General features: G+C 63.8%; 26 protein-coding genes and 1 tRNA gene. 15 read left to right on the top strand and 12 right to left on the bottom strand.

All coding sequences use genetic code 11. The features are described 5' to 3' along the window. Positions 1–155 precede the first annotated feature (155 nt). Entirely contained in the window at positions 156–1,049 is an 894-nt protein-coding gene (locus ACZ46K_RS26895) for a siderophore-interacting protein (protein WP_054806934.1), read from the top strand. Positions 1,050–1,074: 25 nt separating this feature from the next. Here the strand turns inward: ACZ46K_RS26895 and ACZ46K_RS26890 are convergent. After that, positions 1,075–1,147, bottom strand: a tRNA-Arg gene (locus ACZ46K_RS26890). A 242-nt stretch (positions 1,148–1,389) separates the two neighbouring features. Here ACZ46K_RS26890 and ACZ46K_RS26885 point away from each other — a divergent pair. Beyond that, complete coding sequence (locus ACZ46K_RS26885; protein ID WP_464745755.1) at positions 1,390–2,202, top strand: M23 family metallopeptidase; 813 nt, start codon at positions 1,390–1,392, stop codon at positions 2,200–2,202. Positions 2,203–2,354: 152 nt separating this feature from the next. After that, positions 2,355–3,866: a glutamate-cysteine ligase family protein gene (locus tag ACZ46K_RS26880; protein WP_464745753.1), complete on the top strand. Its 1,512-nt coding sequence runs from the start codon at positions 2,355–2,357 to the stop codon at positions 3,864–3,866. 11 nt (positions 3,867–3,877) lie between these two features. On the opposite strand, the gene ACZ46K_RS26875 is transcribed toward ACZ46K_RS26880, so the two are convergent. The 3 genes from ACZ46K_RS26875 to ACZ46K_RS26865 all read right to left on the bottom strand — a co-directional run bounded on the left by ACZ46K_RS26875 (position 3,878) and on the right by ACZ46K_RS26865 (position 7,958). Next, the gene (locus ACZ46K_RS26875; RefSeq protein ID WP_464745751.1) at positions 3,878–6,187 is read right to left on the bottom strand and encodes a M28 family peptidase; all 2,310 of its coding nucleotides are present in this window, start codon (positions 6,185–6,187) and stop codon (positions 3,878–3,880) included. A 79-nt stretch (positions 6,188–6,266) separates the two neighbouring features. After that, positions 6,267–7,499 carry a globin domain-containing protein gene (locus tag ACZ46K_RS26870; protein ID WP_054809683.1) on the bottom strand — a complete coding sequence of 411 codons (1,233 nt, stop codon included), beginning with the start codon at positions 7,497–7,499 and terminating at the stop codon, positions 6,267–6,269. Positions 7,500–7,517: 18 nt separating this feature from the next. Beyond that, positions 7,518–7,958 carry an RrF2 family transcriptional regulator gene (locus tag ACZ46K_RS26865; protein WP_054807200.1) on the bottom strand — a complete coding sequence of 147 codons (441 nt, stop codon included), beginning with the start codon at positions 7,956–7,958 and terminating at the stop codon, positions 7,518–7,520. A 145-nt stretch (positions 7,959–8,103) separates the two neighbouring features. Here ACZ46K_RS26865 and ACZ46K_RS26860 point away from each other — a divergent pair, with 145 nt between their 5' ends. The 4 genes from ACZ46K_RS26860 to ACZ46K_RS26845 all read left to right on the top strand — a co-directional run bounded on the left by ACZ46K_RS26860 (position 8,104) and on the right by ACZ46K_RS26845 (position 12,409). After that, positions 8,104–9,012, top strand: coding sequence for a universal stress protein (locus tag ACZ46K_RS26860; RefSeq protein WP_464745748.1), 909 nt, complete (start codon positions 8,104–8,106; stop codon positions 9,010–9,012). A 64-nt stretch (positions 9,013–9,076) separates the two neighbouring features. Continuing rightward, positions 9,077–10,117, top strand: a complete 1,041-nt coding sequence (locus ACZ46K_RS26855; protein ID WP_464745745.1) for an LLM class F420-dependent oxidoreductase — start codon at positions 9,077–9,079, stop codon at positions 10,115–10,117. A gap of 45 nt (positions 10,118–10,162) precedes the next feature. Next, entirely contained in the window at positions 10,163–11,071 is a 909-nt protein-coding gene (locus tag ACZ46K_RS26850; RefSeq protein ID WP_464745743.1) for a universal stress protein, read from the top strand. Positions 11,072–11,116: 45 nt separating this feature from the next. After that, positions 11,117–12,409 (top strand): TerD family protein, encoded by a 1,293-nt coding sequence (locus ACZ46K_RS26845; protein WP_464745741.1) that lies wholly within the window; start codon positions 11,117–11,119, stop codon positions 12,407–12,409. Positions 12,410–13,139: 730 nt separating this feature from the next. On the opposite strand, the gene ACZ46K_RS26840 is transcribed toward ACZ46K_RS26845, so the two are convergent. Next, entirely contained in the window at positions 13,140–13,727 is a 588-nt protein-coding gene (locus ACZ46K_RS26840; RefSeq protein WP_054805505.1) for a TetR/AcrR family transcriptional regulator, read from the bottom strand. 116 nt (positions 13,728–13,843) lie between these two features. Here ACZ46K_RS26840 and ACZ46K_RS26835 point away from each other — a divergent pair, with 116 nt between their 5' ends. Further along, positions 13,844–14,800 (top strand): alpha/beta hydrolase family protein, encoded by a 957-nt coding sequence (locus ACZ46K_RS26835; protein WP_464745738.1) that lies wholly within the window; start codon positions 13,844–13,846, stop codon positions 14,798–14,800. A gap of 28 nt (positions 14,801–14,828) precedes the next feature. On the opposite strand, the gene ACZ46K_RS26830 is transcribed toward ACZ46K_RS26835, so the two are convergent. From ACZ46K_RS26830 to ACZ46K_RS26815, 4 genes are all read right to left on the bottom strand, one after another. Continuing rightward, on the bottom strand, positions 14,829–15,605 hold the full coding sequence (locus ACZ46K_RS26830; RefSeq protein ID WP_054809675.1) for a hypothetical protein: 777 nt from the start codon (positions 15,603–15,605) through the stop codon (positions 14,829–14,831). Then, positions 15,602–15,745: a hypothetical protein gene (locus ACZ46K_RS26825; protein ID WP_464745736.1), complete on the bottom strand. Its 144-nt coding sequence runs from the start codon at positions 15,743–15,745 to the stop codon at positions 15,602–15,604. Before ACZ46K_RS26825 ends, ACZ46K_RS26830 begins: the two co-directional genes overlap by 4 nt. Before the next feature lie 146 nt (positions 15,746–15,891). Continuing rightward, complete coding sequence (locus ACZ46K_RS26820; RefSeq protein ID WP_054805507.1) at positions 15,892–16,176, bottom strand: hypothetical protein; 285 nt, start codon at positions 16,174–16,176, stop codon at positions 15,892–15,894. A 44-nt stretch (positions 16,177–16,220) separates the two neighbouring features. Then, positions 16,221–16,700 carry a helix-turn-helix domain-containing protein gene (locus ACZ46K_RS26815; protein WP_464745734.1) on the bottom strand — a complete coding sequence of 160 codons (480 nt, stop codon included), beginning with the start codon at positions 16,698–16,700 and terminating at the stop codon, positions 16,221–16,223. 260 nt (positions 16,701–16,960) lie between these two features. On the opposite strand from ACZ46K_RS26815, the gene ACZ46K_RS26810 reads away from it, so the two are divergent. After that, entirely contained in the window at positions 16,961–17,743 is a 783-nt protein-coding gene (locus ACZ46K_RS26810) for a hypothetical protein (RefSeq protein ID WP_054805509.1), read from the top strand. Between the two features lie 349 nt (positions 17,744–18,092). Here the strand turns inward: ACZ46K_RS26810 and ACZ46K_RS26805 are convergent, their stop codons facing one another. Continuing rightward, a complete protein-coding gene (locus tag ACZ46K_RS26805) occupies positions 18,093–18,260 on the bottom strand; it encodes a helix-turn-helix domain-containing protein (protein WP_464749481.1) in 168 nt (55 codons plus the stop codon). 255 nt (positions 18,261–18,515) lie between these two features. Between ACZ46K_RS26805 and ACZ46K_RS26800 the strand changes: the two genes are divergently transcribed. The 6 genes from ACZ46K_RS26800 (at position 18,516) to ACZ46K_RS26775 (ending at position 24,456) form a co-directional block, all read left to right on the top strand. Further along, on the top strand, positions 18,516–19,769 hold the full coding sequence (locus ACZ46K_RS26800) for an IS30 family transposase (protein WP_464749480.1): 1,254 nt from the start codon (positions 18,516–18,518) through the stop codon (positions 19,767–19,769). 82 nt (positions 19,770–19,851) lie between these two features. Next, on the top strand, positions 19,852–20,118 hold the full coding sequence (locus tag ACZ46K_RS26795; RefSeq protein ID WP_054805511.1) for a hypothetical protein: 267 nt from the start codon (positions 19,852–19,854) through the stop codon (positions 20,116–20,118). 247 nt (positions 20,119–20,365) lie between these two features. Then, the gene (locus ACZ46K_RS26790; protein WP_464745733.1) at positions 20,366–20,716 is read left to right on the top strand and encodes a hypothetical protein; all 351 of its coding nucleotides are present in this window, start codon (positions 20,366–20,368) and stop codon (positions 20,714–20,716) included. Then, entirely contained in the window at positions 20,713–21,312 is a 600-nt protein-coding gene (locus tag ACZ46K_RS26785; RefSeq protein ID WP_054805512.1) for a DUF6036 family nucleotidyltransferase, read from the top strand. The genes ACZ46K_RS26790 and ACZ46K_RS26785 overlap by 4 nt, the downstream gene beginning before the upstream one ends. A gap of 153 nt (positions 21,313–21,465) precedes the next feature. Then, positions 21,466–23,625 carry a DUF6924 domain-containing protein gene (locus ACZ46K_RS26780; protein WP_464745731.1) on the top strand — a complete coding sequence of 720 codons (2,160 nt, stop codon included), beginning with the start codon at positions 21,466–21,468 and terminating at the stop codon, positions 23,623–23,625. 3 nt (positions 23,626–23,628) lie between these two features. Then, on the top strand, positions 23,629–24,456 hold the full coding sequence (locus ACZ46K_RS26775) for an AAA family ATPase (RefSeq protein ID WP_464745729.1): 828 nt from the start codon (positions 23,629–23,631) through the stop codon (positions 24,454–24,456). 52 nt (positions 24,457–24,508) lie between these two features. Here the strand turns inward: ACZ46K_RS26775 and ACZ46K_RS26770 are convergent, their stop codons facing one another. Together ACZ46K_RS26770 and ACZ46K_RS26765 are read right to left on the bottom strand one after the other, a co-directional pair. Further along, positions 24,509–24,778, bottom strand: a complete 270-nt coding sequence (locus ACZ46K_RS26770) for a hypothetical protein (protein WP_054805515.1) — start codon at positions 24,776–24,778, stop codon at positions 24,509–24,511. Between the two features lie 26 nt (positions 24,779–24,804). Further along, positions 24,805–25,728, bottom strand: a complete 924-nt coding sequence (locus ACZ46K_RS26765) for a nitroreductase family protein (RefSeq protein ID WP_054805516.1) — start codon at positions 25,726–25,728, stop codon at positions 24,805–24,807. Between the last annotated feature and the right edge of the window lie 63 nt (positions 25,729–25,791).

Here is a 25,791-nt window from a genome sequence, read left to right as displayed (position 1 = left end):
GGTGCCGACCACAGTGCGTACTGCTTGCGTGGCGCGTCCCGCGACCGAAAGACTTTCGTGATTCTATCGAGCTGTCGATCATCGAGGGGCGGTTTCGAGCACCGCAGTGTTGTGGCGGTCACAGGTGCGGAATCGTGATCGGTTAGCCTGGCCTAATGAAGTGGGAGAACTTTGTTGCCACGCTGGTCGCGCGTGAACAGGTCGCCGAACACCTGTTGCGTGCCCGCCTCGAAATCGGTGAGGGGACCGGGTGTGGTTACCTTCCGCTCGCTGCAGCCGACGAGTCGGTGGCGTTCTACCTCTCGCACGACGCAGAGGAACTGCACGCCCGACCCAGTGAGAATCCGAATGCGCTGGGCGGTTGGGAGATCGTCGACGAGGAACGCAGCGCCGGGCACCGCAACTACACAGTGCGCTCCTACGACGCGGAGTCCCGCGAGATGGTGGTCGACTTCGCGGAGCACGATCACGGTCCCGCGATCGAGTGGCTGCGCGCTGCGGAACCCGGCTGGCGTGTGCTGATGGCCGGTCCGCGCTCGTGGCACGAGCCCCCGTCCTCGGCGACCCGTCATGTCCTGGCCGGAGATCTCGCCGCGTTGCCGGCATTGGCAAGAGTCCTGGAGCAGACAGACCCTGCAGTTCATGTGACCGTCGTTGCCGAGGTGCTCGACCGCAGCGAGCTCGAGTACTTGCCTGCGCGGGAGAACACCGAGATCGTCGAACTCATCGGTACTGGAAACGGGGTGTCGCGCACACGGCTGTCCGCTGCGCTCGCCGAGCTCGACCTGCCCGCCGACGGGTACTGCTGGTTCGCGGGCGAGGCCGCCGATATTCGCGCCGCCAAGAAGCATCTCCGTTCGCTCGGCTGGTCGCGCGATCAGTACGACATCGTCGGCTATTGGCGTGAAGACGCCGAGCGGTGGACGGCGAAGTTCGAGGAGCAGGGTGACGAGCTGCGCGCGGTATACGCGGGCGCGCTCGCAGAGGGGAAGTCGGTGGAAGAAGCGATGGATGTGTACGAGGCCGCGTTGGAGAACGTCGGTCTCTAGACGTGATGTCCAGGGAGTGAGTGTGTGCCCTCGGCAGGATTCGAACCTGCGACCTACCCTTTAGGAGAGGGTTGCTCTATCCCCTGAGCTACGAAGGCGCGCGCCCATTCGGCGGACCGAATCTCGGCGCGGTGTGAGTGTAGCGGTCGTTCCCGCGCGGTGACGAAGAGAGCAGAAAATTCGCTGCTTGTTACCGACCGGTTGGTTTCATTCCCGCTCTATGAGATCAAGAAGAGGTAACGCTGGACCTCACGTATATCGTTTTGTTACCTTGAATCGCCAGGAACGACCGGGGTGTTACGCGCCGGCCGAAATCGGGACTACGAACGGGACAGCGACTGTGGCACGGCACCAACGGACACGCGAAGACGTATCGGCATTCGAGGCCGACCTGACGGTCGGATCGATCCGGCGGGGGCGTCATCGCATCGAACCGACGGGTCCGTCGGCTCCGGCCAAGGCCGCCACGGTTGCGTGCGCAACCGGCGCCTTCATGGCCATCGGCGCGCAGTTCACCGCCGGCACCGCTGCTGCTCACCCCGGCCACGATCAGGGCGCCGTTCAGGCGGCACCTGCACCGCAGCTTCCGTTCGAGCTGCCTGCAGGCATCGAGCTTCCCGCGATCCCCGGCATCACCACTCCCGCCGAGCAGGGCGCCCCGCAGCTGCCCGTCGAGGTCCAGGGCCTCGTCGACCAGTTCGCCGGTGGCGGCAATTGGCTCGACAACCTCAACCCCATCAAGCCGAACACCGTGCAGCCGGTCTCGGGCACGCTGACGTCGGACTGGGGTTCGCGCTGGGGTGAGCACCACGGCGGAATCGATATCGCTGCCCCCATCGGCACCCCGATCCAGTCGGCCGCCGATGGCACCGTCCTCGACGCAGGCGCTGCATCCGGCTACGGCCAGTGGGTTCGAGTCCTGAACGACGACGGCACCACCGCTATCTACGGCCACGTCGACACCTACCAGGTCTCTGCAGGTCAGCGCGTGAACGCGGGCCAGCAGATCGCCACCGTCGGTAACCGCGGCTGGTCCACCGGGCCGCACCTGCACTTCGAGGTGTGGGACGAGGCCGGCAACAAGACCAACCCGAACACCTGGCTCAGCGACCGCGGCGTCATCGCCGACTGGAGCAGCTACCGCGCAGTCTGAGCCGCCACTGGCGACGCTGTCGAAACACACCCGGTCCTGTGGCCGGGTGTGTTTTCGCGTTCACGGCACGCCCGTGGCCCGATCATGCGATTCGGTGACGGGCAGCGGTTACGCTTGCGGAAACATCCGTCGGCACAGACCGTGGAGAACCCGTGGGCACAGAGATTTCTGCTCGTTCGTTCACCGGCGCAGACCGCCGACAGTTCCGGCACAAGGTCCGCGAGTGCATGGGCGCGCTCGAACGCATGCTCCGCGACGGCACCTTCGCCGATGCGCACTCCTCGCCGCAACCGCAGCTCGGTATGGAAATCGAGTTCAACCTCGTCCAGGACGATATGGCCCCGGCAATGTCCAACCTGGAAGTTCTCCAGGCGATCGACGACCACGCGGTCTTCCAGACCGAACTGGGTCAGTTCAACGTCGAGATGAACGTCGAACCGGGTCCGCTCTCCGGCGACGCGACCATCGAGATCGAGGATTCTCTTCGCCAATCGCTTCGGCGTGCCGACGAACGGATGCATCTGTTCGACGCCCAGCTCGTCATGATCGGGATGCTGCCGACACTCGAGCTGGACCATCTCGGTCGTGATCGGATCACCGCGAACCCTCGCTACGAGGCACTCAACGAGCAGATTTTCGCGGCCCGCGGCGAGGACATCGAACTCGACCTCGACGGTGTGCCGCTTCCCGGAACGGTCGCGATCGAACGTCTGCGCGCCGACACCAACTCGGTGGTGCCCGAAGCGGCCTGTACGTCGCTGCAACTGCACCTGAGGGTGGCACCCGAGGATTTCGCGCCGCACTGGAATGCCGCGCAGTGTCTCGCGGGGGTGCAGGTGGCGCTCGCCGCGAATTCGCCGTTCCTGGCGGGTAAAGCGCTGTGGCACGAGAGCCGGATACCTCTGTTCGCCCAGGCAACGGACACGCGGCCGCTCGAGTTGAAGAATCAGGGTGTGCGTCCACGGGTGTGGTTCGGGGAACGCTGGATCGAGTCGCCGATCGATCTGTTCGAGGAGAATTCCCGCTACTTCACGGCATTGCTGCCGGAGATCACCGATGCCGACCCCGCTGCGGAACTCGATGCGGGCCTGATTCCGCAACTGCGCGAACTGCAGATGCACAACGGCACCATCTACCGGTGGAACCGTCCCGTCTACGACATCAGCGACGGTCAGGCTCACTTGCGGATCGAGAATCGCGTCCTGCCTGCCGGACCGACCGTCCTCGACACCATGGCGAACGCGGCGTTCTACTACGGATTGCTGCGCGCGCTCGTCGAGGACGACGACCCGCTGTGGCGGCGGATGACGTTCGACGCGGCCGAGGAGAACCTGATCATCGGTGCCAAGCACGGACTCGAATCCCGGTTGTACTGGCCGAAGCTGGGTTGGGTCGGTGCCGACGAACTCGTCCTGCGAAGGTTGCTTCCCCTCGCGGATCGGGGCCTGGAATCGTTCGGCCTCTCAGCGCGTGCCCGCGACCGTTACCTCGGGATCATCGAGGGCCGGTGCTTGAATCGACAGACGGGAGCGGCGTGGCAACGCAAGCATGTCGCACGGCGTGAAGCCGCGGGCGAGGATCGTCGTACCGCGTTGTCGGGGATGCTTCGCGACTATGTGGCTGCGATGACCGACGGTCGGCCCGTACACGAATGGGTCGCCTAGCGTCGTAGCCATCAGACCCGCAACGACCGGCTGACGACGACCGTCGGGGCCAGCACCACCTGATCGGTCGGTGGTTCGTAGCCGGGTACGACACTCAGATCGTCCGACAGATCGATGATGCGCAGCCCCACCTGATCCTCGAGGACGCTGAGGGTGAGCGTCACCTCGACTCCATCCGGTCCGGCCGCCCAGAAGCGGAAACCGAAGTTCTCGGCAGGCTCGGCACGGTGCCCGTCGACGGTTGCGCCGTGGACGGTCGCTGTCGTGCTGTCCACCCACAGGCCGACGGCGTTCGCGCCCCGGGGAGACGACAGGCGTAGACGCAGTTCACGCGCTCCGCCCGCCGAGGTGTCGTCGAGCACCTCGACCTCGGGAGGTTGAAGAGGTGCCACGGGGGCCGGTCCGTGCGACATCGATTCGGTCGCGCGCCAGGGGAATTCCGTCGGCAAGGGGCTCGCGGGGTCGGTGAGCAATCCGCGGCTCCAGTCCGAGCGCGGCGAGTCCGGTGACGCCCAGACCGCCGCGTCGAGATCGCCGTCGAGTGCGTACCACAGGTGCTCCTGCCGGGGCTCCGTTGCGCCGTCGCGATTGAGGTAGCCCGCGACGAGTGCACACACGAGCACCGATGCAAGGGTCGCGGTTCCGGCCATCTGTGTGACGGAGACGCGACCGACCCGCGTCGCGGACGACGGGAGCACCGCATCCCACAGCACGAGCGTCAGGGTGAACAGCACTGCGACGAACACTCCGGCGAGCGGCGCGCCGTACAGAAGCCCCGCGTCGAACGACTGCACGACGGCGGTTGTCAGGAGCACCGCGGCGGGTACGGCGCCGATCGTCACCGCTACCAACGGTAGTGGCGGGCGAGTCGTGAAAAACCGTGCGACGTGCAGACTCACGAGTACAGGAAGCGCGGGCAGAACCAGCGTCGACGCGGCACCCGCGAACGGCAATCCGATCAGCGCGACCAGCGCGAGCAGTACGAACGCGCCGATGACGACGGACGCCGCGGACATCCGCGCGCGAGCCCACAGGTAGGCGGTGATCAGCACCCCCATCGCTGCGACGACGGCAGCGAATTGATACATGCCGGGGCGGAAGGGCTCGGAGGTGACGGGGGACGCCATTCCCGGGGCGAGCCGCATGGCGATCCACCAGGGAAGCCACGCCGCGAATACGGTGAAGCCGACCGTGGCCACCGACACCCCGGTGGCGGTGGCAACGGACCAGTAGGTGGCTTCGCCACGTCGGATCCGTGTGACGACGAGCCAGGCGACCGCGACGACGAACAGTCCGGTCAATGCGATCTCGACCCAACTCGGGTAGTGGAGCAACCCCCAGGGAACGGTGGTCACGATCACTTCGCCCCCGGAGTCGAGGGCGGTGAGGTCGGAGTCGGCGAGTTCACGTGTGACGGTGAGGCTGGTCTCGCCCATCTGCTGCAACGACTCGGGATTCAGCCGGTCGGGAGTGTCGAGGGGGCTGTGGTAGAACGCCGAGCCTCCTGCGATCGCAGTGTCGTACGCGTGGAACCCCGCGGTGTCGAAGTGCGTGAAGTCCGTGTCGTTGGGAAGCAGCTCGAACCCGAGTTGGGTGAAGGAGTCGGCATTGGCGCCGGGCGCGTGGGAGAGGGCCTCGACGAGGGCAGCGTTGGGGTCCGTGATGCGGAAGGTCATGGGAGCGCCGGTGTTGCCGCGCGCCTCATGGTTGAGGACGACGGTGGCACCGAGGGACGGCGAGCGCGTCTGGGTGAACATGTGGGAGCCGAGGAGTCCGTCCTCCTCGCCGTCGGTGAGCAGGACCATGACGTCGTTGCGCGGCGCGGGTCCGGCCGTGATCGCGCGCGCGGACTCGAGAACGGTGCCGATACCGATGCCGTCGTCGCCGGCGCCGGGGGAACCTCGTACCGAGTCGTAATGTGCGGCGAGTACGACCGTTCCGGTGGGATCGGTTCCGGGTAGGAGCGCGACGATGTTGTGTACTCGGGCCCCCCGCTGCGTTCTGCCGTCAGGGGGAGAGAACCAGCCGACCCCGCTCTTGACAGAGGTACGCCAACCGAGTGTTTCGAGTTGTCCGACGAGATACTCGCGTGCCGCTCGGTGTGCGGGTGAGCCCAGTGCGCGGGGTTCGGTCGAGATCGTCTCGATGTGGGCGGCTGCGCGCTCGGCGCTGAACGCATCGTCCGGCGCGTCCGCACCGAGTGGGGACGTGGGGGAGTGGAGCAGCAGGGTCGCGAGACCGACGACGACGAGCGCGAGCAGCGCGACGAGACTCGGCAGTCGGGGCAGAGCCCGATCGTCGAGGGCCGCAGCGGTGTCCATGGACCCGAGCGTAGCGGTCAAAACGGGCAGTGCCCCGGCCGACAAGCCGGGGCACTGCCCGCCGTTGGATCATCCGAGCTCAGGCGCTCGTAGGTGCCGGTGCCCAGCTGTCCGGGCCGAACACCTCGTAGTGGATGTTCTCGGCGGGCACGTTGCGCTCGATGAGCGCCTCACGCAGTGACAACATGAACGGGAGCGGCCCGCACAGGTAGGCGTGGGTCTTCGGGTCGAGTGGGAGATCCGTGATGTCTGCGCGGCCGACGCGGATCGTTTCGAGGGGCTGACGTGCGCCGAGGTCCTCGTACCAGCGGTACACATCGGCCGACGGGATCCTCTCGACGAGTGTCGAGAGCTCGTTCCGGTGCGCGTGGTTGGCGGCCGAGCGGTCGGCGTGGAGCACCGAGATCGGGCGCTGATCGCCGATTTCCGCGAGATGCGAGAGCATCCCGATCATCGGGGTGCAGCCGATGCCGGCGGATGCGAGGAACAGGGGGGTGTTCTCGTCGGTGAGGACGAGGTCGCCGAACGGCGTGGTCACCTGGAGTTCGTCGCCTTCGAAGAGGTTCTCGAACAGGAAGTTCGAGACCTCACCGGCGGCAATGACGGTTCCGTCGGGGGCCGTGGACGCTGCCACGCGCTTGACGGTGATGCGCCAGTCGCCCCGGGACGGAGCGTTGGTCAGGCTGTACTGGCGGAGCTGGCGGGCACCGTCGGGCAACTTGACGCCGACCGAAAGATACTGTCCGGGACGGAAGGTGGGCAGGGGAGCGCCGTCGAGGGAGGTGAGGACGAACGAGACGGTGTCGGCGGACTGGTAGACGCGCTCGGCGACACGCACGGTACGCCACACTTCTCCGACCTCGACGCCGGCGGCCTTGTAGAGGTCGGCTTCGAGCGAGATGAGGGTGTTCGCCATCAGCCAGTACAGCTCGTCCCACGCCTTCGCTACCTCGGGAGTGACTGCGGCACCGAGTACTTCGACGATCGCTGCGAAGAGGTGCTCGTGCACGATCCAGTACTCGTCGGGCTTGATGCCGAGTGAGGCGTGCTTGTGGGCGATGCGCGAGAGGATGGCCTCGACGCGGGCGGGGTCGGGATCGAGCTGGAGCGTCGCGAATGCTGCGATGGACCCGGCGAGGGCCTTCTGCTGCTCACCCTGCTTCTGGTTGCCCCGGTTGAACAGGTCGCGCTCGAGTTCGGGGTGCGCCGCGAACATCTTCTTGTAGAAGAGGGGAGTGATATCGCCGATTGCCGCGCCGACGGCGGGCAGGGTGGCGGCGATGACTTCCTTGGATTCGGGCGAGAGCGCCATGGTGAACTCCATTTCGTGTCAGGGTGTGGGCTGGGTGAGGGTCAAGAGGACCGGTTCGATCCGTGATGTCGTCAGGTCGTCGACGGTGAGATCGTCGAGCGTGGCGTAGAAGGCCTCTTGCGCATCGCGCAGTGCCTTGCGGAGTCGGCAGCCGTGACGCAACGGGCACGGATTGGTGCCGTCGCAGTCGACTACCTCCTCATCTCCTTCGAGCTGTCGCGCCAGCCACCCGATGGTGGCGGTGCGGCCGAGTTCGGTGATCGCCAGCCCTCCGCCTCGTCCGCGGCGGGTGGTGACGATGCCGAGCTCGCTCAGTCGGGCGACCACCTTCGTCGTATGGGCGTACGACAAATGTAGCTGCTCGGCAACGAGTTTCGTTCTCGGCACGCTGTCCGCAGGGGATGCGGCCAGGTGCATGACAACTCTCAGTCCGAGATCGGTGAACTGGGTGAGTTGCATGCCCTCACGTTAGATAATTTGCATCCAGGATGACAATTTAATGTGATGTAGATCGCTGCCGGAATCTCGTTGTCTCGCTTACTTCTCCGGTTGCAGGGACGAAAGTCCATTCCACACCACATCCTTAGGGGCTAGTCTCGATCTTGTGAAACCTCACGGTGAAACACCTCGAGACCACAACAATGTGACTGTCGGCGTGGACGGATCTCCCGCGTCCGGTAGGGCGGTCCGATGGGCTGCGGCCACCGCGGCGCAGCGTGGACTGTCTCTGCACCTCATCCATGCGGTCGATTTCGCCACGACAGGCTGGGCCGCGACCCCCTTCGTTCAGACCTCCCGGATATTCGAGTGGGCAGAGGAGGACGCTCAGGCCGTTCTCGGCGAGGCCGAGCGGATTGCGCAGGAGAGCGCGCCGGGTCTCGAGGTCACCGCCGCGGTGGCGCTGACCGGCACCGCCAAATGGCTGGTCCGGTTGTCGCAGGAGACCCGGATGCTCGTACTCGGACAATCCGGAAGCGGACGCCTCGGGGAGGTCTTTCTCGGTTCGACACCCGTTGCGGTGGTCGGCCACGCCGCGTGCCCCGTCGTCGTCGTGCGCGGCGAGGAGGCGCCCGAACCCGACTATCGGCCCGTCGTGGTCGGCGTCGACGGCAGCCCGCTGAGCGAGAACGCCCTGGCCGCGGCGTTCGAGGAGGCATCGTTCCGCGACGTCGACCTCGTGGCCGTGCACATCTGGAGCGATCTGAAGGTCGGAAGCCTCGAAGCGATGCCCCTCGACTTCGAGCCGCAGGCGCTCGAAGACGTCGAGCGCGTGCTGCTCGGTGAGCGACTGGCCGGCTACGGTGAGCGCTATCCCGACGTCACCGTCGTCCGCAAGATCTACATGGACGGACCACGCACCCATCTGCAGGCGTGGAGCGAGAGTGCGCAGCTCGTCGTGGTCGGCAGTCGGGGCCGAGGTGGATTCAAAGGGCTCGTCCTCGGTTCCACGAGCAACTCGCTCCTGCGTGAGGCCCATTGTCCGGTCATGGTCGTGCGCCCGGACGAAACCTGACGGCGGTAGTGTTCGGGGCACGGTCCACCAGCGTGCCCGCACGCTGCAGAGTTGAGGTGTGCGCATGCGAATCGGAATGGGTTTGAACTACAGCGGCGGATTCGCCGAGACCGTCGCGGAGGTCGCCGACCTCGAGCGCGCAGGCCTCGACATCGTCTTCGTCCCGGAAGCCTATTCGTTCGACGCAGTGAGTCAGATCGGTTACATTGCTGCCAAGACGTCGCGCGTCGAACTCGCGTCCGGCATCTTCCAGCTCTACACCCGGACGCCCACGCTGACCGCGATGACCGCAGCCGGTCTCGACTACGTGTCGGACGGCCGCTTCGTCATGGGCATCGGCGCATCGGGCCCGCAGGTCATCGAAGGTTTCCACGGCGTCCCGTACGACGCACCGCTCGGACGTACCCGCGAGATCATCGAGATCTGCCGCAAGGTGTGGCGCCGAGAGAAGGTCGAGTACCAGGGCAAGTACTACCAGCTTCCGCTGCCCGAAGAAAAGGGTACCGGCCTCGGTAAGCCGCTCAAGCTCATCAATCAGCCTGTGCGCGAACGGATCCCGGTGGTCATCGCGTCGATCGGGCCGAAGAATGTCGAGCTGACGGCGGAGATCGCAGAAGGTTGGGAGCCCATCTTCTACTACCCGGAGAAGGTCTCCGAGGTGTGGGGCGACGCGCTGGCCAAGGGTAAGGCCAAGCGCGACCCCGCTCTGGGGGAACTGCAGACCTACGTCCAGGTCGCGCTCGCGATCGGAGACGACGTCGACCACATGATCGACTGGGTCCGGCCGATGCTCGCGCTGTACATCGGCGGCATGGGCGCGAAGGGCAAGAACTTCTACAACGATCTCGCTGTCCGCTACGGCTTCGAGAAGGAAGCAGCGCTCATCCAGGAGCTCTACCTCGACGGCAAGAAGGAGCAGGCCGCCGCGGCAGTTCCCGAGGATCTCGTGCGCGCGGTCTCATTGATCGGTCCAGAAGGTTATGTGCGTGAGCGTGTCGCAGCGTTCGAAGAAGCGGGCGCGACAACACTGAACGTCACCCCGCTCGCCGGCGACACCGCCGGTCGGGTTCGTCTGATCGAGCAGATGCGGAATATCTGCGGCTGACCACTCGCCGGGTCGGCGTCACCATCACGGAGAAAGGTTCCGGACATGAGCGAGATCAAGCCGATCGTCGTCGCGGTCGATGGGTCCGATGCGGCCTCGAGCGCGGTGATCTGGGCTGCCCGCGCGGCAAGCGCCCGATCGCTGCCGCTGCGCATCGTCACGGTCGTCCATATTCCCGCGTTCTACTATTCGGAGCCCTACCTCGCGCAGAGCTTCCACGACGAGATGAAGGCCACGGCGCGCGACAGGCTCGCCAATGCCGGGGTCCTCGCTCGTAAGGTTGTCGACGACAACGACGGCTCGGTGCAGATCAGCACAGAACAGATCGAGGGCAAGGTCGCGCCCACGCTGGTCGAACTGTCTTCACATGCCGACCGGCTCGTCGTCGGTTCGCGTGGGCTCGGTGAGGTGAAGGGCTTGCTCGCGGGTTCGGTGTCGACATCCGTGGCCGCACACTCCCTCGCCCCCGTGGTGATCGTGCGCGGTCGCACGCTCGACGGAGCGCCCCCTGTGGAAGGGCCCGTCTTGGTCGGTGTGGACGGGTCGGAATCCTGCAGGGCGGCCGTCGAGGTCGCGTTCGAAGAGGCTGCTGCACGGCGAGCGATCCTCGTCGCGGTCAATGTGTGGAGCGATGTGAGTGTGCAGCCGTCGCTGGGTGCTGTCCCCGAGGACCCGCATTGGAGCCGCATCCAGACCGGCGAGGAGATCGTGCTCGCCGAACGCCTGGCCGGGTACCAGGAACGGTATCCCGACGTCGTCGTCGAACGGGTGGTCGCGCGCGACCGGCCCGTGCGGGTGCTCAGTGAATATGCCGAGAGCGCACAGCTTCTCGTGGTGGGTTCGCGCGGGCGCGGAGGATTCAAGGGTCTGCTGCTGGGGTCCACCAGCAATGCTCTGATCCAGACCGCCGACTGCCCGGTGTTGGTGGCGAGGTCCGAGGTGGGCGGGGAGTAGGCGCCCGCATCAACAGTCGAGAGTGACGTAGGGGTGAGGAACTGAATGGTCGCGGTATCGAAGGGCTCGAAAACCGATCTCACCGATGTTCGGTACGACATCGGCCTCGGTGCTGGAGCAGCGGGCGTAGCCGACCTGATGGTTGTTCTCCTCGCCGACAACGGGCGTGTCCGCAGCGACGACGACTTCGTCTTCTTCAACAACCCGAAGGCTCCCGGCATCCAGCTCACGTCCGATACCTCCGCGGTCGTCGTACTGTCCGAGGTGCCTGCAGATGTCCAGCGGGTGCTCGTCGCTGCGAGTACCGAAGCGCAGGGACGAAGGTTCGGGGACGTGCAGGGAGTGGGTGTCGAAGTGCGAGGGCCGGGCCAAGCCCTCGAGTTCGCCCCGCCTGGATTGACGACCGAAACAGTTCTCCAAGTCGTCGCACTGTACCGACGTGGTGACGGATGGCGCCTCGACGCCATCGGGCAGGGATATCAAGATGGGCTTGCAGCGTTCGCGACCGATCACGGTATCTCTGTCGACGACCCAGGTGACCAACCGGCACCCGAGCCCGCGAGCACCTCGGCGCCTGTGGCTGTGGAGCGTCCGATCTCTTTCGAGAAGGTGCAGGTCTCACTCACCAAAGATTCGCCCACCCAGAGTGCCCGGATCGACCTGCGGAAATCACAGGGCGATCCGAACTGGGTGCTCACCGTCGGTCTGGAATGGGATGGGCGCGGTGCGACCTATGACCGGAACGGCAAGGTGAAGAAGTTCGGTACCGGCGACCTCGACGTCTACTTCTACTGTCGTGACGAGGAGACCGACAAGTACGTCGTCATCAGCGGAGACCCCGGACATCGCGGCGATCTTCAGACGTGGCCGTACATCCATCACTACGGCGACAGCCAAGGTCCCGGCCGTGGGAAGAAGCCCGCGGTCGAGCAGGTTCGGGTGCTGCCGAACGAAAACGGGGATCTGCTCGTCAACATCTATCAGAGCGTCGACAACGGAGCAGGCGCGATCGACACGTTCGGAAAGCCGCGCGTCGCAATCCGATACGGACGCGCGGGGCGCGATGGTCTGCCCGGCCCGGACGCCGACGAGATCCTTGTGTACGTGGGCAACGGCAAGGATTCGTACTGGGCGACGGTCGCTCACATCGACGTCCAGGACGGCGTTCTGACCGTGGACGGCGAGACCCGATATGGCGATCGCGGGAGTGAGCGCATGCCCGGGTTGGACTCGAGCAGTAAGTGGGTTCGCAAGCCGAAGGGCGGGCCCACCGGTCGGAGCAAGAAGCGGAACAAGGGGCTCGGTCTCGACCGGTACAGCGGAACCTGCCCGAAGTGAGAAGAAGCGGGCGCCCTGCGGGCGGCTGCGCCCGACCGAACGGAGACCCTACGGGTCCCTGAGTTGCCTTCGGCCCCTTCCCCAACGCTGCCCGGTCGCCATACCCCGATAGACCGTCTCGGCCAGCACTTCTGGCCCCACGTCGGAGGTGACGTGTGGCTTGTACTGGACCCGGTCGGTTGTGTCGACCCGCGCGATCGGGTGCTCCACCGCCAGCTGTGGAGACGAAGGATACTGGCGCCCAGTCGGTTTCGTTCCGGGGAATAGCACCCCGGCACGCAGCGTCGATGCGCTGACGTCGGACTGTGGGAGGCGAGCGACGATGCCTCTCGACGTGCCGTGGTTGCCGAAACGGCCCTTGCGCACGCGGAAGCAGGCGAACACCTCGAGCCCCTCGATGCGCACTGCCGAACCGGCAGGGATCGAGGGGCTCGAAGATCAGGACGTCAGTGAAGAACCTGGTGACCAGGTGATGTGTCGGCCGACGCGGAAGAATGCGCTCGCGGCTCGTTGCTGATTTACGCCTCTGACGGGCGTGTGGATAGAATCCACCGTACGGTGCATGACAGTCCGTTCTGTCTTGTGCCCAGACCCCGGTTCGGTGTTAGCGCACCTGCCGGGGTCGACCTGTATTCAGGCCGGTGGAGCGATGATCTCACGTGGTGTGGTCGGGGTCAACTCGAACGATTGTTCGGTTCGCTGTGGAGTCTTACCTGGTCACGGCACATGTCTACTGATCGGAGCCGGTGAGTATGCCGGTGACGAGGAGTTGAACGAGTCGGTCGGCGTCGTAATTGGGGTCGCCGGCTACTCCGATGCAGAGGTTTCCGATGCCCCTCATCAGGTTGTATGCGTCGACCGGTGCGATGTGTCCGGCGCCGCGATGTTCGAACGTGGCCTCGAGGAGTGAGTTGCAGACCGGTACGAGGCGATCGATGAAGTAGGCGTGTAGTGCGTCGGATCCGGCGCTGTCTCCTTGCAGTGCGCCCGCGAGGCCATGCTTGGTGACCAGGAATTCCACGAACAGTGCTACCCATGCGCGTAGGGCGGCTTCGGGTGTCGGGCTCTCCTCCAGCAGTCGCGGACCGGCGTCGGCGCATGCCTCGACCTGATGGCGGTACACCGCCACCACGAGTTCCGGCCGAGTCGGGAAGTGCCGGTAGATCGTTCCCATTCCGACCCCGGCTCTCGCCGCGATCTCACGAACCGGTGCGTCGACCCCGGAGGTGACGAACACCGCCGCTGCCGCGTCGAGGAGCGCCTGCTCGTTCCGCCGCGCGTCGGCGCGCTTCGTGCGGCGTCCACTCTCATCGATCACAGAACACACTCTTTCATGCCGTCACCGGTTGCCATCCGGAACGTTGCTCCGTATTATTCGGAACAGTGCTCCGATTATGATTCTTGCAGAGAGTCGACCATCGAAAGGACCCCACCGTGACCTCTTCCGTCCTGACTACTCCACTTGTGTCCACCCTCGACGATCTCGTCGGTGACGGCACTCCTGTCGTGTCCGTTGCCCCCGTCGAACTGTCCGCCCATGGTCGTGCGCTGCCGCTCGACGTGCGGATTTCCGCGCCTGCCACCGGCTTCGACCTGCCGATCGTGCTGTTCTCGCACGGCAACGGGTGGCACCACGACGGCTATGCGCCTTTGGCCGCGTTCTGGGCCTCCCGGGGCTTCGTCGTGGTCCAGCCCACCCACTTGGACTCCCGGCGCTACGGGATCGGATTCGACGACCCCCGCTACCCGAGCATCTGGACCGAGAGGATCGCTGACTTCGGACGCATCCTCGACCAACTCGACGTCATCGAGGCCGCCGTCCCGGGCCTGGGCGGACGGGTCGACCACACCCGCATCGCCGTCGCCGGTCACTCCTGGGGTGCGCAGACCGCGCAGGCACTCCTCGGCGCCCGGATCCTGGGTAAGGACGGGCAGGTCGGGAAGGACATGTCCGACAGCAGGGTCGCGGCCGGCATCCTCCTGTCTGCGACCGGTGTCGGCGGCGAGGAGTTGCATCCCTTCGCGCAGGCCAACTTTCCGTTCATGTACCCGTCGTTCGGGGAACTCACCACGCCGACGCTCGTCGTGGCGGGCGATCGCGACCAGTCCCACATGTCGAGCCGCGGCCCCGACTGGTTCACCGACGCCTACACCCACAGCCCCGGCGCCACCGATCTCATCACCTTCTACGATGCTGAGCACGCGCTGGGCGGGATTCCCGGGTACGAGGTCGCGGAGACCACCGACGAGAACCCGGAGCGTGTGGCCGTAATACAGCGGATGAGCACCGTCTACCTCCGCGCCGCGCTCGGCATCGACGACAAGTGGGCATCCGCCCGTGTAGCCCTGAACGGCAGCGCCGAACCGATCGGCCGCGTCCACAGCAAGTGATCCGCCCCGGAATACCAACGCGACACCGTCACACGTACAAGACTCCGTCGACAGCACGCGAGGCGGGCGGATACGCACCGGTGCCGGCTTGCTCCATCAATCGCGCAGGCACGTACTTCATGATGTCTTCGAGCCGCGCTCCTTGCTCGTCATACAAATTCAACCGGGCCACTAGAGTCAGATCCGGATATCGGGTGTGCATGAAACTCAGATGTATTCGGCCGTCAGGCCACTGCCCGACATATCGAGCGTGCACATTGCTCACCGAATCGGAGAAGTGCAACCCCTCCAACCGGCGCAGGCAATACCGCACATACGAATCATGATCGAGCGGCTCAGGTTCGATCGGCCAACAGTGCGCGGAAATGTCGACGGCGTCGACGGAACCGACCCGATGAACCTCCTCGCTGTCGACGTCGCAGATGAACACCTGCGGCCCTTCACCCGCCCGGTTTTCTGGCGAGCCGATCAGCCAGAGTTGTCCAGCCGCGACCGCTCCGTCAGAAATCCGCATGCTGTCGAGTTCGAGAACACGCGCCGGGGCAGGTGCGCCATCCCGGTACGCCGCGATCACGGTGATACCGGGTCGAGTGCGGTCCTTGCCCCAATACCACCTGATCCCGTCGCCGAATGCTCTCTTCCGGCGGTGGTCCTCGTTGTAGGAAACGCGCCGCCGCAGCCGGTAGTCGGCCTCCAGCGTGGAATCCTCGAACGATTGGTAATGCTCGGGTAGCGGGCCTACGAAAGTCAGCCAACCGCGAGGATCATCGGGCCGCTGCGCCGGCATGCCGGTGATAGTTGTCATTCGAGGGCCTCCGCGATATCCGCCTGCTCCTGGAGCCGCTCATTGCGTTCTCGGAGCTCGTCCCCGGTCAGCCCGTGGTACTTGGATCGTTGGCATCGCAACACGGCTCGGGTACTGCTGCTCGTCTCGTCATCGGTCATTTCGTGCCTCCTGGGCAACGGGGGAAGGAAGGGGGTGAGCGGAACTGGGGGATGGTTGGGGGTTCTTGGCTCCGGCGCAGCCGGTGCACCGCTGTGATGGAGAGAAAAAGATGGCTTGGGATGAGATGAGGAGCCACTCTTTCTCGTCATCGGAGGTGGCTAGCTCCGACATGAATGTCGGTGTTGTCGAAGTCACATATTCCTTGTGGGAACTCGACTTCTTCCCGGCCGACGCTCGTCGCATCGAGGTACTGCCAGAACGTGGAGTCCCACGTTGTGCGGTGCTCGAAGTGCATCTGCTCCCGGAACTTGTGCTCGACGATGTTGATGTCCAAGCCGAGTTGACTCGCTTCTTCTCGATGCCGCGTCTTGACCTTCCAGAGTTCGAGTGGCTGGTCTGAAGAGTTGTCCTCGGACCAGTTCTGCGCCATCGGTCCGGGAAGCTGACCGCTTTCTATACTCGGATCTGATGTAGTTAAGGATCTGTTAGGGGTCGTGGATGACCCTGTTTTTCGATTCCAGGGTCACCGGTGGCCCTGTTTTCCGGTGACTGCTCAAGTTCTCGTCGTTTTTTCGCGGGAGTGTATGGTTCCCACATAGCGGGCACTGCGAGGCGATACACGTTGGCGAACTTCACTCCGTTGCGCTTCCCGCCACGTTTCGTGAGGACCAGCCACCCCAGTGCGACGAGCGTGCGGATCGCTCTCTTCGCCGTCGACTCCGACACGCATGCTTCGCCCTGCACCTCCTCCAGCGACGGGAACGCTCGTGTTCCATCACTGCCTGAGTGGTCGAAGAACACCATCAGGACGCGGTACTCGGTCCCGCTCAACTGGTTCTGTCCGCCCAGCTTCTTGTGCCAGGTGAACTTGCAGAACTTCTCAGATGCAGCTACCCCGGCCGATGAATTGTATTGATTCTTTGAGTAATGTTGTGTTGCAAAATCATTGGTCACGTAGGCGTTGCGTATCTGTTGAATTCTCGTCGAGTTCGTACCTCGACGAGGATTCGCGATTCACGGGAAATTCTGTCTCGGTACGGGGCCGGTAGGCAACCTCCTCGGCTTTCGCTGACCGGAGTGTGCCCGTCTGGATCGGTTCCGTCGCAGATCACAACCTCATTCTCGCCATTCGGTGCTGTAACGCCCCCGGACTGATCGAGGATTGATGAGTCAAGCGGTTATTTACCGATACAACACCATTGAAAGAGGAAGCCATGGCCAATCAATACGGACCCACCGGTCAGTACCCTGGCGGGCCCAGCGGCCATCCCAAAGACCTGCCAGGCAGCCAGGAGTCGGGAAGTAAGGCCAAATGGCTATGGATTGGCGGCGGTATCGTCGTCGCGATCATCGCCGGCATCGTCTTGGACGTTACCGTCGGTAACCCTAAATTGACTGCGTCAGAGACTACTTCCACTACGAGAGGCTCCGTCGCCACCTTGACGCCCGAGGAAGTGGAAGCTGCGCGACAGCGTGGTGCAGCGTCAGCTGCCCCGACATCAACCACTACGAGAGGCTCCGTCGCCACCCTGACGCCCGAGGAAGTGGAAGCTGCGCGACAGCGTGGCGCAGAGTCTGCTGCACGTCAGGAAGCGGCCCGCGCCGCTGCCGAAGCCGCCGAAGCAGCGCGCTTCGACCCGAACACCTATGAGCACGTAACCGATCGCGAATTAGCGCTCATTGCTCGCGACCCCGATGCCAATAGAGGCCGGAAGATCGTTATCTACGGTGATGTGACCCAGGCTGACGCGGCGACTGGCAAATTCCAAATACTTGTCAACGCTGCCGGGTCGCAATACTGGAACTGGTATGACTTCGACGAGAACGCCATGATCAGCGTCACCAACTCGCATCTTTTCTCGAACGTAGTCAAAGACGACCTGGTCCAGCTCTATGTCGAAGTCAAGGGATCCCGGTCGTACAGCACCACCTTGGGTGGGAGCACAACAGTTCCCGAGTTTACCGCGCTTATCGTCAACGTCTACGGATCTAACTAGGAGCCTCGTGTCTGGAACGGGGGTGCAGGGGCCCGCGAGGACAGCAACATGACATGCCCGTGGACATAGATCTGTCCTTCATGGTCGGTCACTGTCGGATCAGCTTCGGATCAGTGTTGCCGGTGCGCATCAGGGAGCTAATGAGGGCGATCTGCGCTTCGTCAAGGGCGGCGCCTCGGCGACGATGCGGTCGATATGCTCGGCGATCCGGGTATCGAGGGGGATTCGCATTATGGTTCTCGGGTTCAGGATGCAGTCGGTGTAGACGTTGCATCGCGAGCGGGTGCCCTGCTACTTCACAGGGCGCCGGAGAGGGGTCTCCGGTTTCGTGGATGTGGGAAGTTGTTGACTAGGCGCTCTCGTGCACGGGCTGGATCAGCTGCCACACGTCGTCGGGGTTGATGTAGAGCCGGTTGCGCCCGAGGCGGATCGCGGGAAGGGCTCCGCTTTTGATCCAGGCGTACACCGTACTGGGTGGCAAATTGTATGTCTCCCATACATTTCGCGGGGTAAGCATCGTCGAGAGATCGGGGAACTGCGATTCATTGTGCATGCATCAATCTTCATTCGGGAAGTCTCCTCCGTCTACCTATTGCGAGGCATTGAGGCGGCAGGAAAGTTGGAGTGCGCCAGAGCAGCTGACTTTCTTGTCGTTGGATGTGGGCACTGACCATTCGGAACTCAATCTTCGACGCCTGCTGGGAACCAAACTTTTCGGAGTGGTGGTCTCAATCCATCGTTGCAACACGCACCTGAAATTCTGGAGGCCGTGTTGTCATCGACTCGACGTATCAAGAAGGGCCCCGGCCTGCGCCCACTGTCCGCCAAACGACGACGGTTCATGGAACTACGCGCCCGCGGTTGGGGCATCCGCGCCGCCGCCCGAGGAGTCGGCGTCTCACCGGCCGCCGTCCAGAACTGGGCCAGCGGCTACACGATCTACCACGACGGCAAAGCCGTCAAGACCGTCGCACCGCTCGACCGGCTCGCTGTCCGCGAGATCAGTCCGCGCTACCTGTCCGAAGACGAACGCATCCAGATCGCCGACCTACATCGCGACGGTGTCAGCGTCACGAAGATCGCAGAACAGTTGAACCGGGCACCGTCGACGATCTACCGCGAACTCAAACGAAACGCGTCCTCCTCCGGCGCGTATCGACCACACGAGGCCCACAAGCAAGCCGTCGACCGACGCGCCCGCCACCACCGGAGGCGGATCGACGCTCACCCCGAACTGTTCGACGCGATCGCGGAGTTGCTGACGCAGCGGTGGAGCCCGGAACAGATCAGTCGTCATCTTCGAGTGCGCTACGTCGACAACCCGGCGATGCAGTTGTGCCACGAAAGCATCTACCAGGCGCTTTACCAGCCAGGATCACTGTTGATGCGCCCCTCACGGTTGGCGCCACACCGTCGATCACCCCTGCGCACCGCACGCGATCATCGCCGCGCTCACGTTGCTCAGAACCGCCGTCGGCCGCGATTCGAGCAACCGATGCTCACCATCCATGATCGTCCTGCTTCGGCCGACGATCGGAGGGAAGCAGGGCATTGGGAGGGCGATCTCGTCATCGGAAAGGAGGGCCTGTCCGCGATTGGAACCCTCGTCGAACGATGCACTCGCACAGTCAGATTGTTGCACCTGCCTCGCCGCGACGGAGTGACAGTGCGCCAAGTATTGACGGAGCGGCTGAAGGACCTCCCACCGGAGTTGTTGCGGTCGATCACCTGGGACCAGGGAACTGAGATGGCACGGCACAGTGAGGTGACTGCGGCGTTGGGCGTGCCGGTGTATTTCTGTGACGCACGATCTCCGTGGCAACGAGGTTCGAACGAGAATATGAATGGAGTGCTGCGGGATTATTTTCCGAAGGGCACCGACTTGAGCGTGCACTCGCCGGAGCATCTGCTGGCTGTCGAGAACGAACTCAACCACCGACCACGCCGTGTGCTCCAAGACCTCTCCCCGGCAGCACTGTTCGGCGCACTGCTAGCCTCTCAATCACCCCGAGTGTTGCAACGTTGACTGGAACCCGCCCCGGAAAACCTGCTCAGACTTCAACCGGAGCCGACACAACGAATCGATCTGGAGCTATTTCGGAAATAGTATGGTGATCGCTTTGGCTGTGCCGGCAATGGTGTGTTTGATTCCGGCAGTGGTGCCGCGCCCCTCTGCCGCGTGGATGGTCGCCGGTTCGCTGATGGTGGCGTCGCTGCTCGGCTTTCCTGAGGGGATGTCGTCTACACCGTCGTTGCTGGGTGTATACGGTTTCTACCTGCCGATCGCGCTTCTTGCTGTTCTCTTGGCAATTCAACATCAGAGGATCATTCACCGCCAGCGCACTTCGAAAGCTCGGCACACCGTCAGAGAATGAGTGTCCGGCACTTGAAACAGATGAGAGCCGCCGGGACCGTGTGTCCGGCTGCCCGAGGGTTGGTCCTCAGCGAGGAATCCTTGAATTCGATGACCACAGGCCAGTGGCACTCGCCGGTGATGAAATGAGCAATACCATCGGATGCTGCAACGTTGATTGGAACCTGCCGTTTGTGTAACCAGTTGTACGCACCCTCTATCATGGGAAGAGTCCGAGCGGACGCTACTACTTGGAGTGGGTGAGGCAGATGTCGGTCGTCACGCCGAAGACTCTGCGTCAGCAACTCGTCCAGTCCGCGGTCTTGGACAAGATCATGCGAGAAGGCCTCTCCGTTGATACCGAGCGGGTACGTCGAAATCTAGAGACGACGCGCCGGCAGGTGGGCAGTAGTCCGTTGATGGATCGCTACCTGGACCGCTGGGAGAAGATCCTCCGCGACAACGATATCGACGGCATCCGTTTCATTGTCGAGAACGACGATGACACCAGTCGGGACATGCGCAATCTGTCGCCGTTGTCAGCGCTTCTCAGCGACGACGAACGCCACCGCGTCATCGTTGAGTTCGGAACCAAGCTGAAGGCCGCCCCCGAGCGGTGAATCGAGACGAACTCGGACGGGCGATCAAAGCCGCATGCGCGAACCTCGACGAGCCACGTGTGATCGTCCTGGGATCGCAGTCGATCCTCGGCAGCTTCGACACCGATGAGCTGCCTCCGGCGACCTTCCTTTCCCGTGAAGTCGACATCTTGCCGTTGAGTGGGATCACGGACCCGTCATCTGTCGAGGACAAGCTCCTGATGCTGGACAGCCGGCTCGGCGAGGACTCACCGTTTCACACGTCGTTCGGTTTCTACGTCGAAGGTATCCACAAGGACGTCGTGGTCCTTCCGAAGCGTTGGGGCAGCCGACTGGTCCATTTCGTCGTCGACGATGATGCCTCGATCCTGTACGGACGGACGGGGCTCTGCTTGGACCCGGTGGATCTGTGTGTGTCCAAGACAATCGCCGGCCGCGAAAAGGATCGCGAGTTCGTCTCCGCGCTCGTAGCGGCAGCGCTGGTTTCTGTCGCTGACATTGGCGCCCGGATCGTTGGCGGAATCGAATGGCCCTTGACCTATACCGAGGACAGGACGCTCGCGCTCGAGAGGGCAACGAGCTGGCTGGCGAGTCTTCCCAACGCCGAAGGAGGATAGTCCCGCGATCATCGACCGAATCACATGCCGGTGGTCTACCACCGCGTGAACCGCGTCGACGGCGATGCCCCTCCACCAGTAGGGCGTCGGACCCGCCTCGGGACCCCTCCACAGACTTCAACTGGAGTCGGCACCGTCGGGTAGGTTCCGATCATGACGCCGACGTGGGAACAGGTCCGGGGCTCGAACTACGGCACGATGGGACGCACCGTTCGCGGAACTGTCCACCGGCCGGACGGATCGTGGAGCCGCGTGTGGCACGCGCCCGAGAACACCTGGCGTTACGAGAACGAGTCAGGTGAGCCCACTTTCATCGAGAACGCCACCGACAGGTGGTCCAATGACGGGAACGGCACGATGGTGCACGCCGTCAAGTCTCCCAACACCCTCTACGCAACCGTGGGCATTGCGTCGCCGTCCCTTCTTCTCCGCGCCTACGACATGTTTCCTCCCTCGGGAACTCGCGGGTTCGACGACCAACGATTCGTCGGACCGAGTGCGCCCAGGGCAGTCCGCGTTCGTGGCCGCGACGGCTGGGAGGTGAGCGCCCTCGACCAGCACGCGAACGACACGGTCACCTACGTGTTCGACGCAGAACTCGGCGTCGCGCTGCGGTGGCAGCGCGGTGAGGACTGGATGGAACTCGAAAACCCCAGTCTCGACGACGTATTCGAGCCTGCATTGTTCTCGTGGACAGGGCCGTCTCGCCCAGCTGAGGATGACTTCGCGAGAGTGCATCGGGAGCAGGAGGAACGTCAGCGCGCTCTGGCCGGTATTCCTCAGTCGCTTCCGACGTGGCTGCCGATGACAACGAACGTGCGGCCTCAATCCGGCGATGCCCGCACCGGCGAATTGAGTGTGTCGATCAGCGGGCACGCACCACAGTTCATGTTGCGACGATGGGTGAGCGCGATCGGCGAGCCGAAGGTCGAATGGCCGAACGATTCGACGCCGGAACGCTACCGTCAATCCATCGGCGACTGGACGTACGAGATCCGCAGTCACCAGGACATCAGCCGGGACGACTGCGCTCGGATCGTGGATTCGATCGTGCCGGTTGACCCACCGAATCGCGACCCCGCTGAGATCACCGCCGAACTCGCTGCCGAGGAGCACGATCGCCGCGAAGCGGAGGTGCTCGCCACCCTCGGCGCAGGACGGGTTCTCACCGATCATCTCGAAGGCGAGTCACTGCTCATCCGTACCGACTTCACCGACGACGCCGCCTGGCGAGACATTGCCGTAGCGGCCATGGCTCCGGTGCCGCAGGGAGACGGCACCGATTTCGCTGCTTACCTCACGTGCATCGACAACCCGGAGTACGACGGGTTGACCGTCGACGGGCTTCTCGAGGCAATAGGCGAGTCGCCCACGTACTACGCGTTTCTCGCCGACACCGAGACGGTGAGGGACCCCGAGATGCCCATCGTCGCCGCCTACACGGGGCCGGACGAACCGGAACGGCCTCGCGGAAGAACATTCCGCGTCATTCCCTCGGAGATGTGGGGTGTGGAGAACAACCTGTCGATCGCGAACATGGACTTCGAATCTTTCGCAGACAGCGCCGACGACGACGGGGTGTTTCGAGGCTTCCCGGAACCGGAGCGTCCCGTCGAGGAAGTGACCACCCGCGAGATCGCGCAGTGGATCGCAGACGAGCTCGATACCGACGCGCTCCGGGAGTTCCATGCCCAGATCGCCGGGCGGAAGTACCGCTATCCGGTGTCGTTGTTCGAGGTCGACCTGGCAGCGGTACACGCTCACACCCGCGACACCGAACACGGAACGCACGCCGAACTTCTCGGGTACGACGAGTTCTTGGACGCGACTTCGGCTGAGGGACCGGCGCTGCGCGGTACGGTGCCGACGCACAACGGCTACTGGACCTTCGTCCTCGACCGCGTCTCCCATCGACCGATCGCGGCGTACCGCATCACCTACGCACCCTACGTGCCTCCGGCACCTCAGGACGGTGTGCGGCAACCGATGAGGTTCGAGGTGCCGTTCGTATGCACTGAACCGGTCTCGTTCTCGACGCTGACCGATGATGATGATGATCTGATCGACCGAGATGTCGTGCAGCGAGCTGTTCTGGCCGAAGCTGCACGCCTGCACCCCGACAGCGACATCACGGGTGGCGAACCACTCCTTCAGCGGATCCCTAGCCTCGTGGGTTTCAATATCGGGTGCCACGTGCACATCGATGGCCGGCCGGTGTTCTATGTGGTCATCGTGACCGACGTCGACGACGAGTTCATCGTCCAGGAGACTCCACCCGAGGGGATGCGCGTGGTCGGCCCGGGGGAAGCGTGAACGATGACCACGCCAGACATCTTGTTCACCCTCGAGGATTCTTCAGTGAAAGCTCAGGTAAGGGGATTGGTGGATATGGATCGAACTCGGCAAGGGTCGGACAGATCGCGCTTCATTCGGCACTTTCGAATCGATAGCCCTCCCGGTTCGAGTTCTTACCCGTTCTGTTTGCCGGTCGTGAAACATCTCTACGAGACGGGCGGTTTCTCTCTACGCGGCGGGCTGACCTTCCTCGTGGGTGAAAATGGTAGTGGGAAGTCAACTCTGCTTGAAGCTTTGGCGGTGGCTGCGGGAATGAATGCTGAGGGCGGAAGTCAAAACTATCGATTTGCAACTCGATCGAGTGAATCTTCCTTGTCGCAGTATCTCAGCCTTGCTTGGGGTATGGAAAAGCCGCGCAGCCGATTCTTCCTGCGAGCCGAGACTTACTACAATGTAGCGACCGAGACGGAGCGGCTCGGCCACGCGCAAATAGCAGCTCTTGGAGGGGTATCCCCGCACCTACGTTCACACGGCGAGTCCTTTGTAGATTTGATGGCGCATAGATTCCACGCGGGCGGCCTCTATTTCATGGATGAGCCTGAGGCTGCATTGTCCCCTCACGCTTGCCTGGGGGTAATCGCGCGATTAGCTGACCTCGTCGAGCATCAACGATGTCAAGTCTTGGTCGCGACTCACTCACCGATGCTTTTGGCTGTTCCTGGGGCTCAGATTTGTGAGATCCACGACGACGGGAGCATTGTCGACACTTCCTACAATGATGCGTCGCCAGTCCGTCTGACCAAGGACTTTCTCTCCGATCCGGATCGGTATCTACGTCACCTGATCTGAACGTCGTAGCTATCGCGGGGATCGGCGACTCCCACAAGCCCGTGGATGCCTGTCAGCCGAACTCGTCGACGCCGTCCGTCTGCAGGCGACGCCACAAATCGGCCGGGTGCACACCCTCACGGATTGCATTGTTCTCGATGAGGATTCCCAGCATTTCCGTGCAGGTGTAGGCGAGATCCTCGAGCGGAAGACCGCTGTAGCGTGCCGCCAGCCAACCCGAGGTGTTGCCGGCTTTCGCTGCCTGCGCCATGTCCAGAACGACCTGGAACAACTCGGCGTTCGACGGCCCATCGACTTCGATGCGGGTGAGTTCTTGTGTCACCTTCGGGGATCCTTCCTCACGGGCGGTCAGTAGCCGATGCGCATGATCAATTGCGGCGGGGCGGCCATACCCAATCGTGCACCGAGTCGGTAGGCGGAGTCTTCGATTCGGAGCGGATGGGTGAGAACCGACGCCGAGAGCCGGGCATCGACGGCCGCCAGCCATGCACGTTCGGTGGCCATCCCGATCCGGACCAGATCGATCGGGTCGTCGGACGCGGCGTAGAACAGCAGTACGGTCTCGCGGTCGATCGCGGTGGCCAGCGCCGATGTGTCGGGCACATCGGTGGTGATCATGGCTTTGCCCGCGGCACCGTGCTCGTCCAGCGTGGCATCCCAACCCTCGACGACCTCGGCGTTGCCTTCCGGCTGCCAATGCGACGTCCACGAGAACATCTCGCGTTGATAGTGGGGATTGCGACGCTTGGCCTCGGCCGAGTAGGTGAGCATGTCGGCGAGAGCCTGGGCCTCGTCGGACGCCAGCAGGCGGATGCCGACACCGGGTACCTGGACGCCTGCGGCGACGACGTCGCCGATGGTCTCGGCGGGAACAGGGATGTCCGCGAAGGCGTCGCGGTGGCTCTTGCGATGTGAGATCGCGGCGTACAGCCGAAGGTCCGAACTGTCCGGAACGGAAGTCCCGAGCGTCTCGATCCGCGTGATCACGGCCGGACGTTCGGGACAGGGAAACAGGTCGGTGCATATTTGCCTGCCGAGGACGCGCATCGCGAGTTCGAGATGGGCCACGGCGGTTCCGCACGAGATGAGCCGGTCGGGGCGTAGGGGATCCGCGCCGGGCTCCGCGAATTCGAGGCGTTCCTCGAGCTCCGCGGCGGAACCGGGAAGCCTCAGGTTCCACGGCTGGGTGTCGTGCACCGAAGGCGCCTCGATGACGGCTCGCGCAATGATCTCCGTATCGCTGGGCGACCAGGTTTCGGAATCGACGGTCATCGCTACCTCCTCATCCGGCCGTCACCGGGTTCGGACACATGTCCCGGTGTATAGGGAGCGTCT

The organism is Rhodococcus sp. JCM 9793, from assembly GCF_055380405.1.
This window is presented reverse-complemented; position numbering and strand designations above follow the sequence as displayed.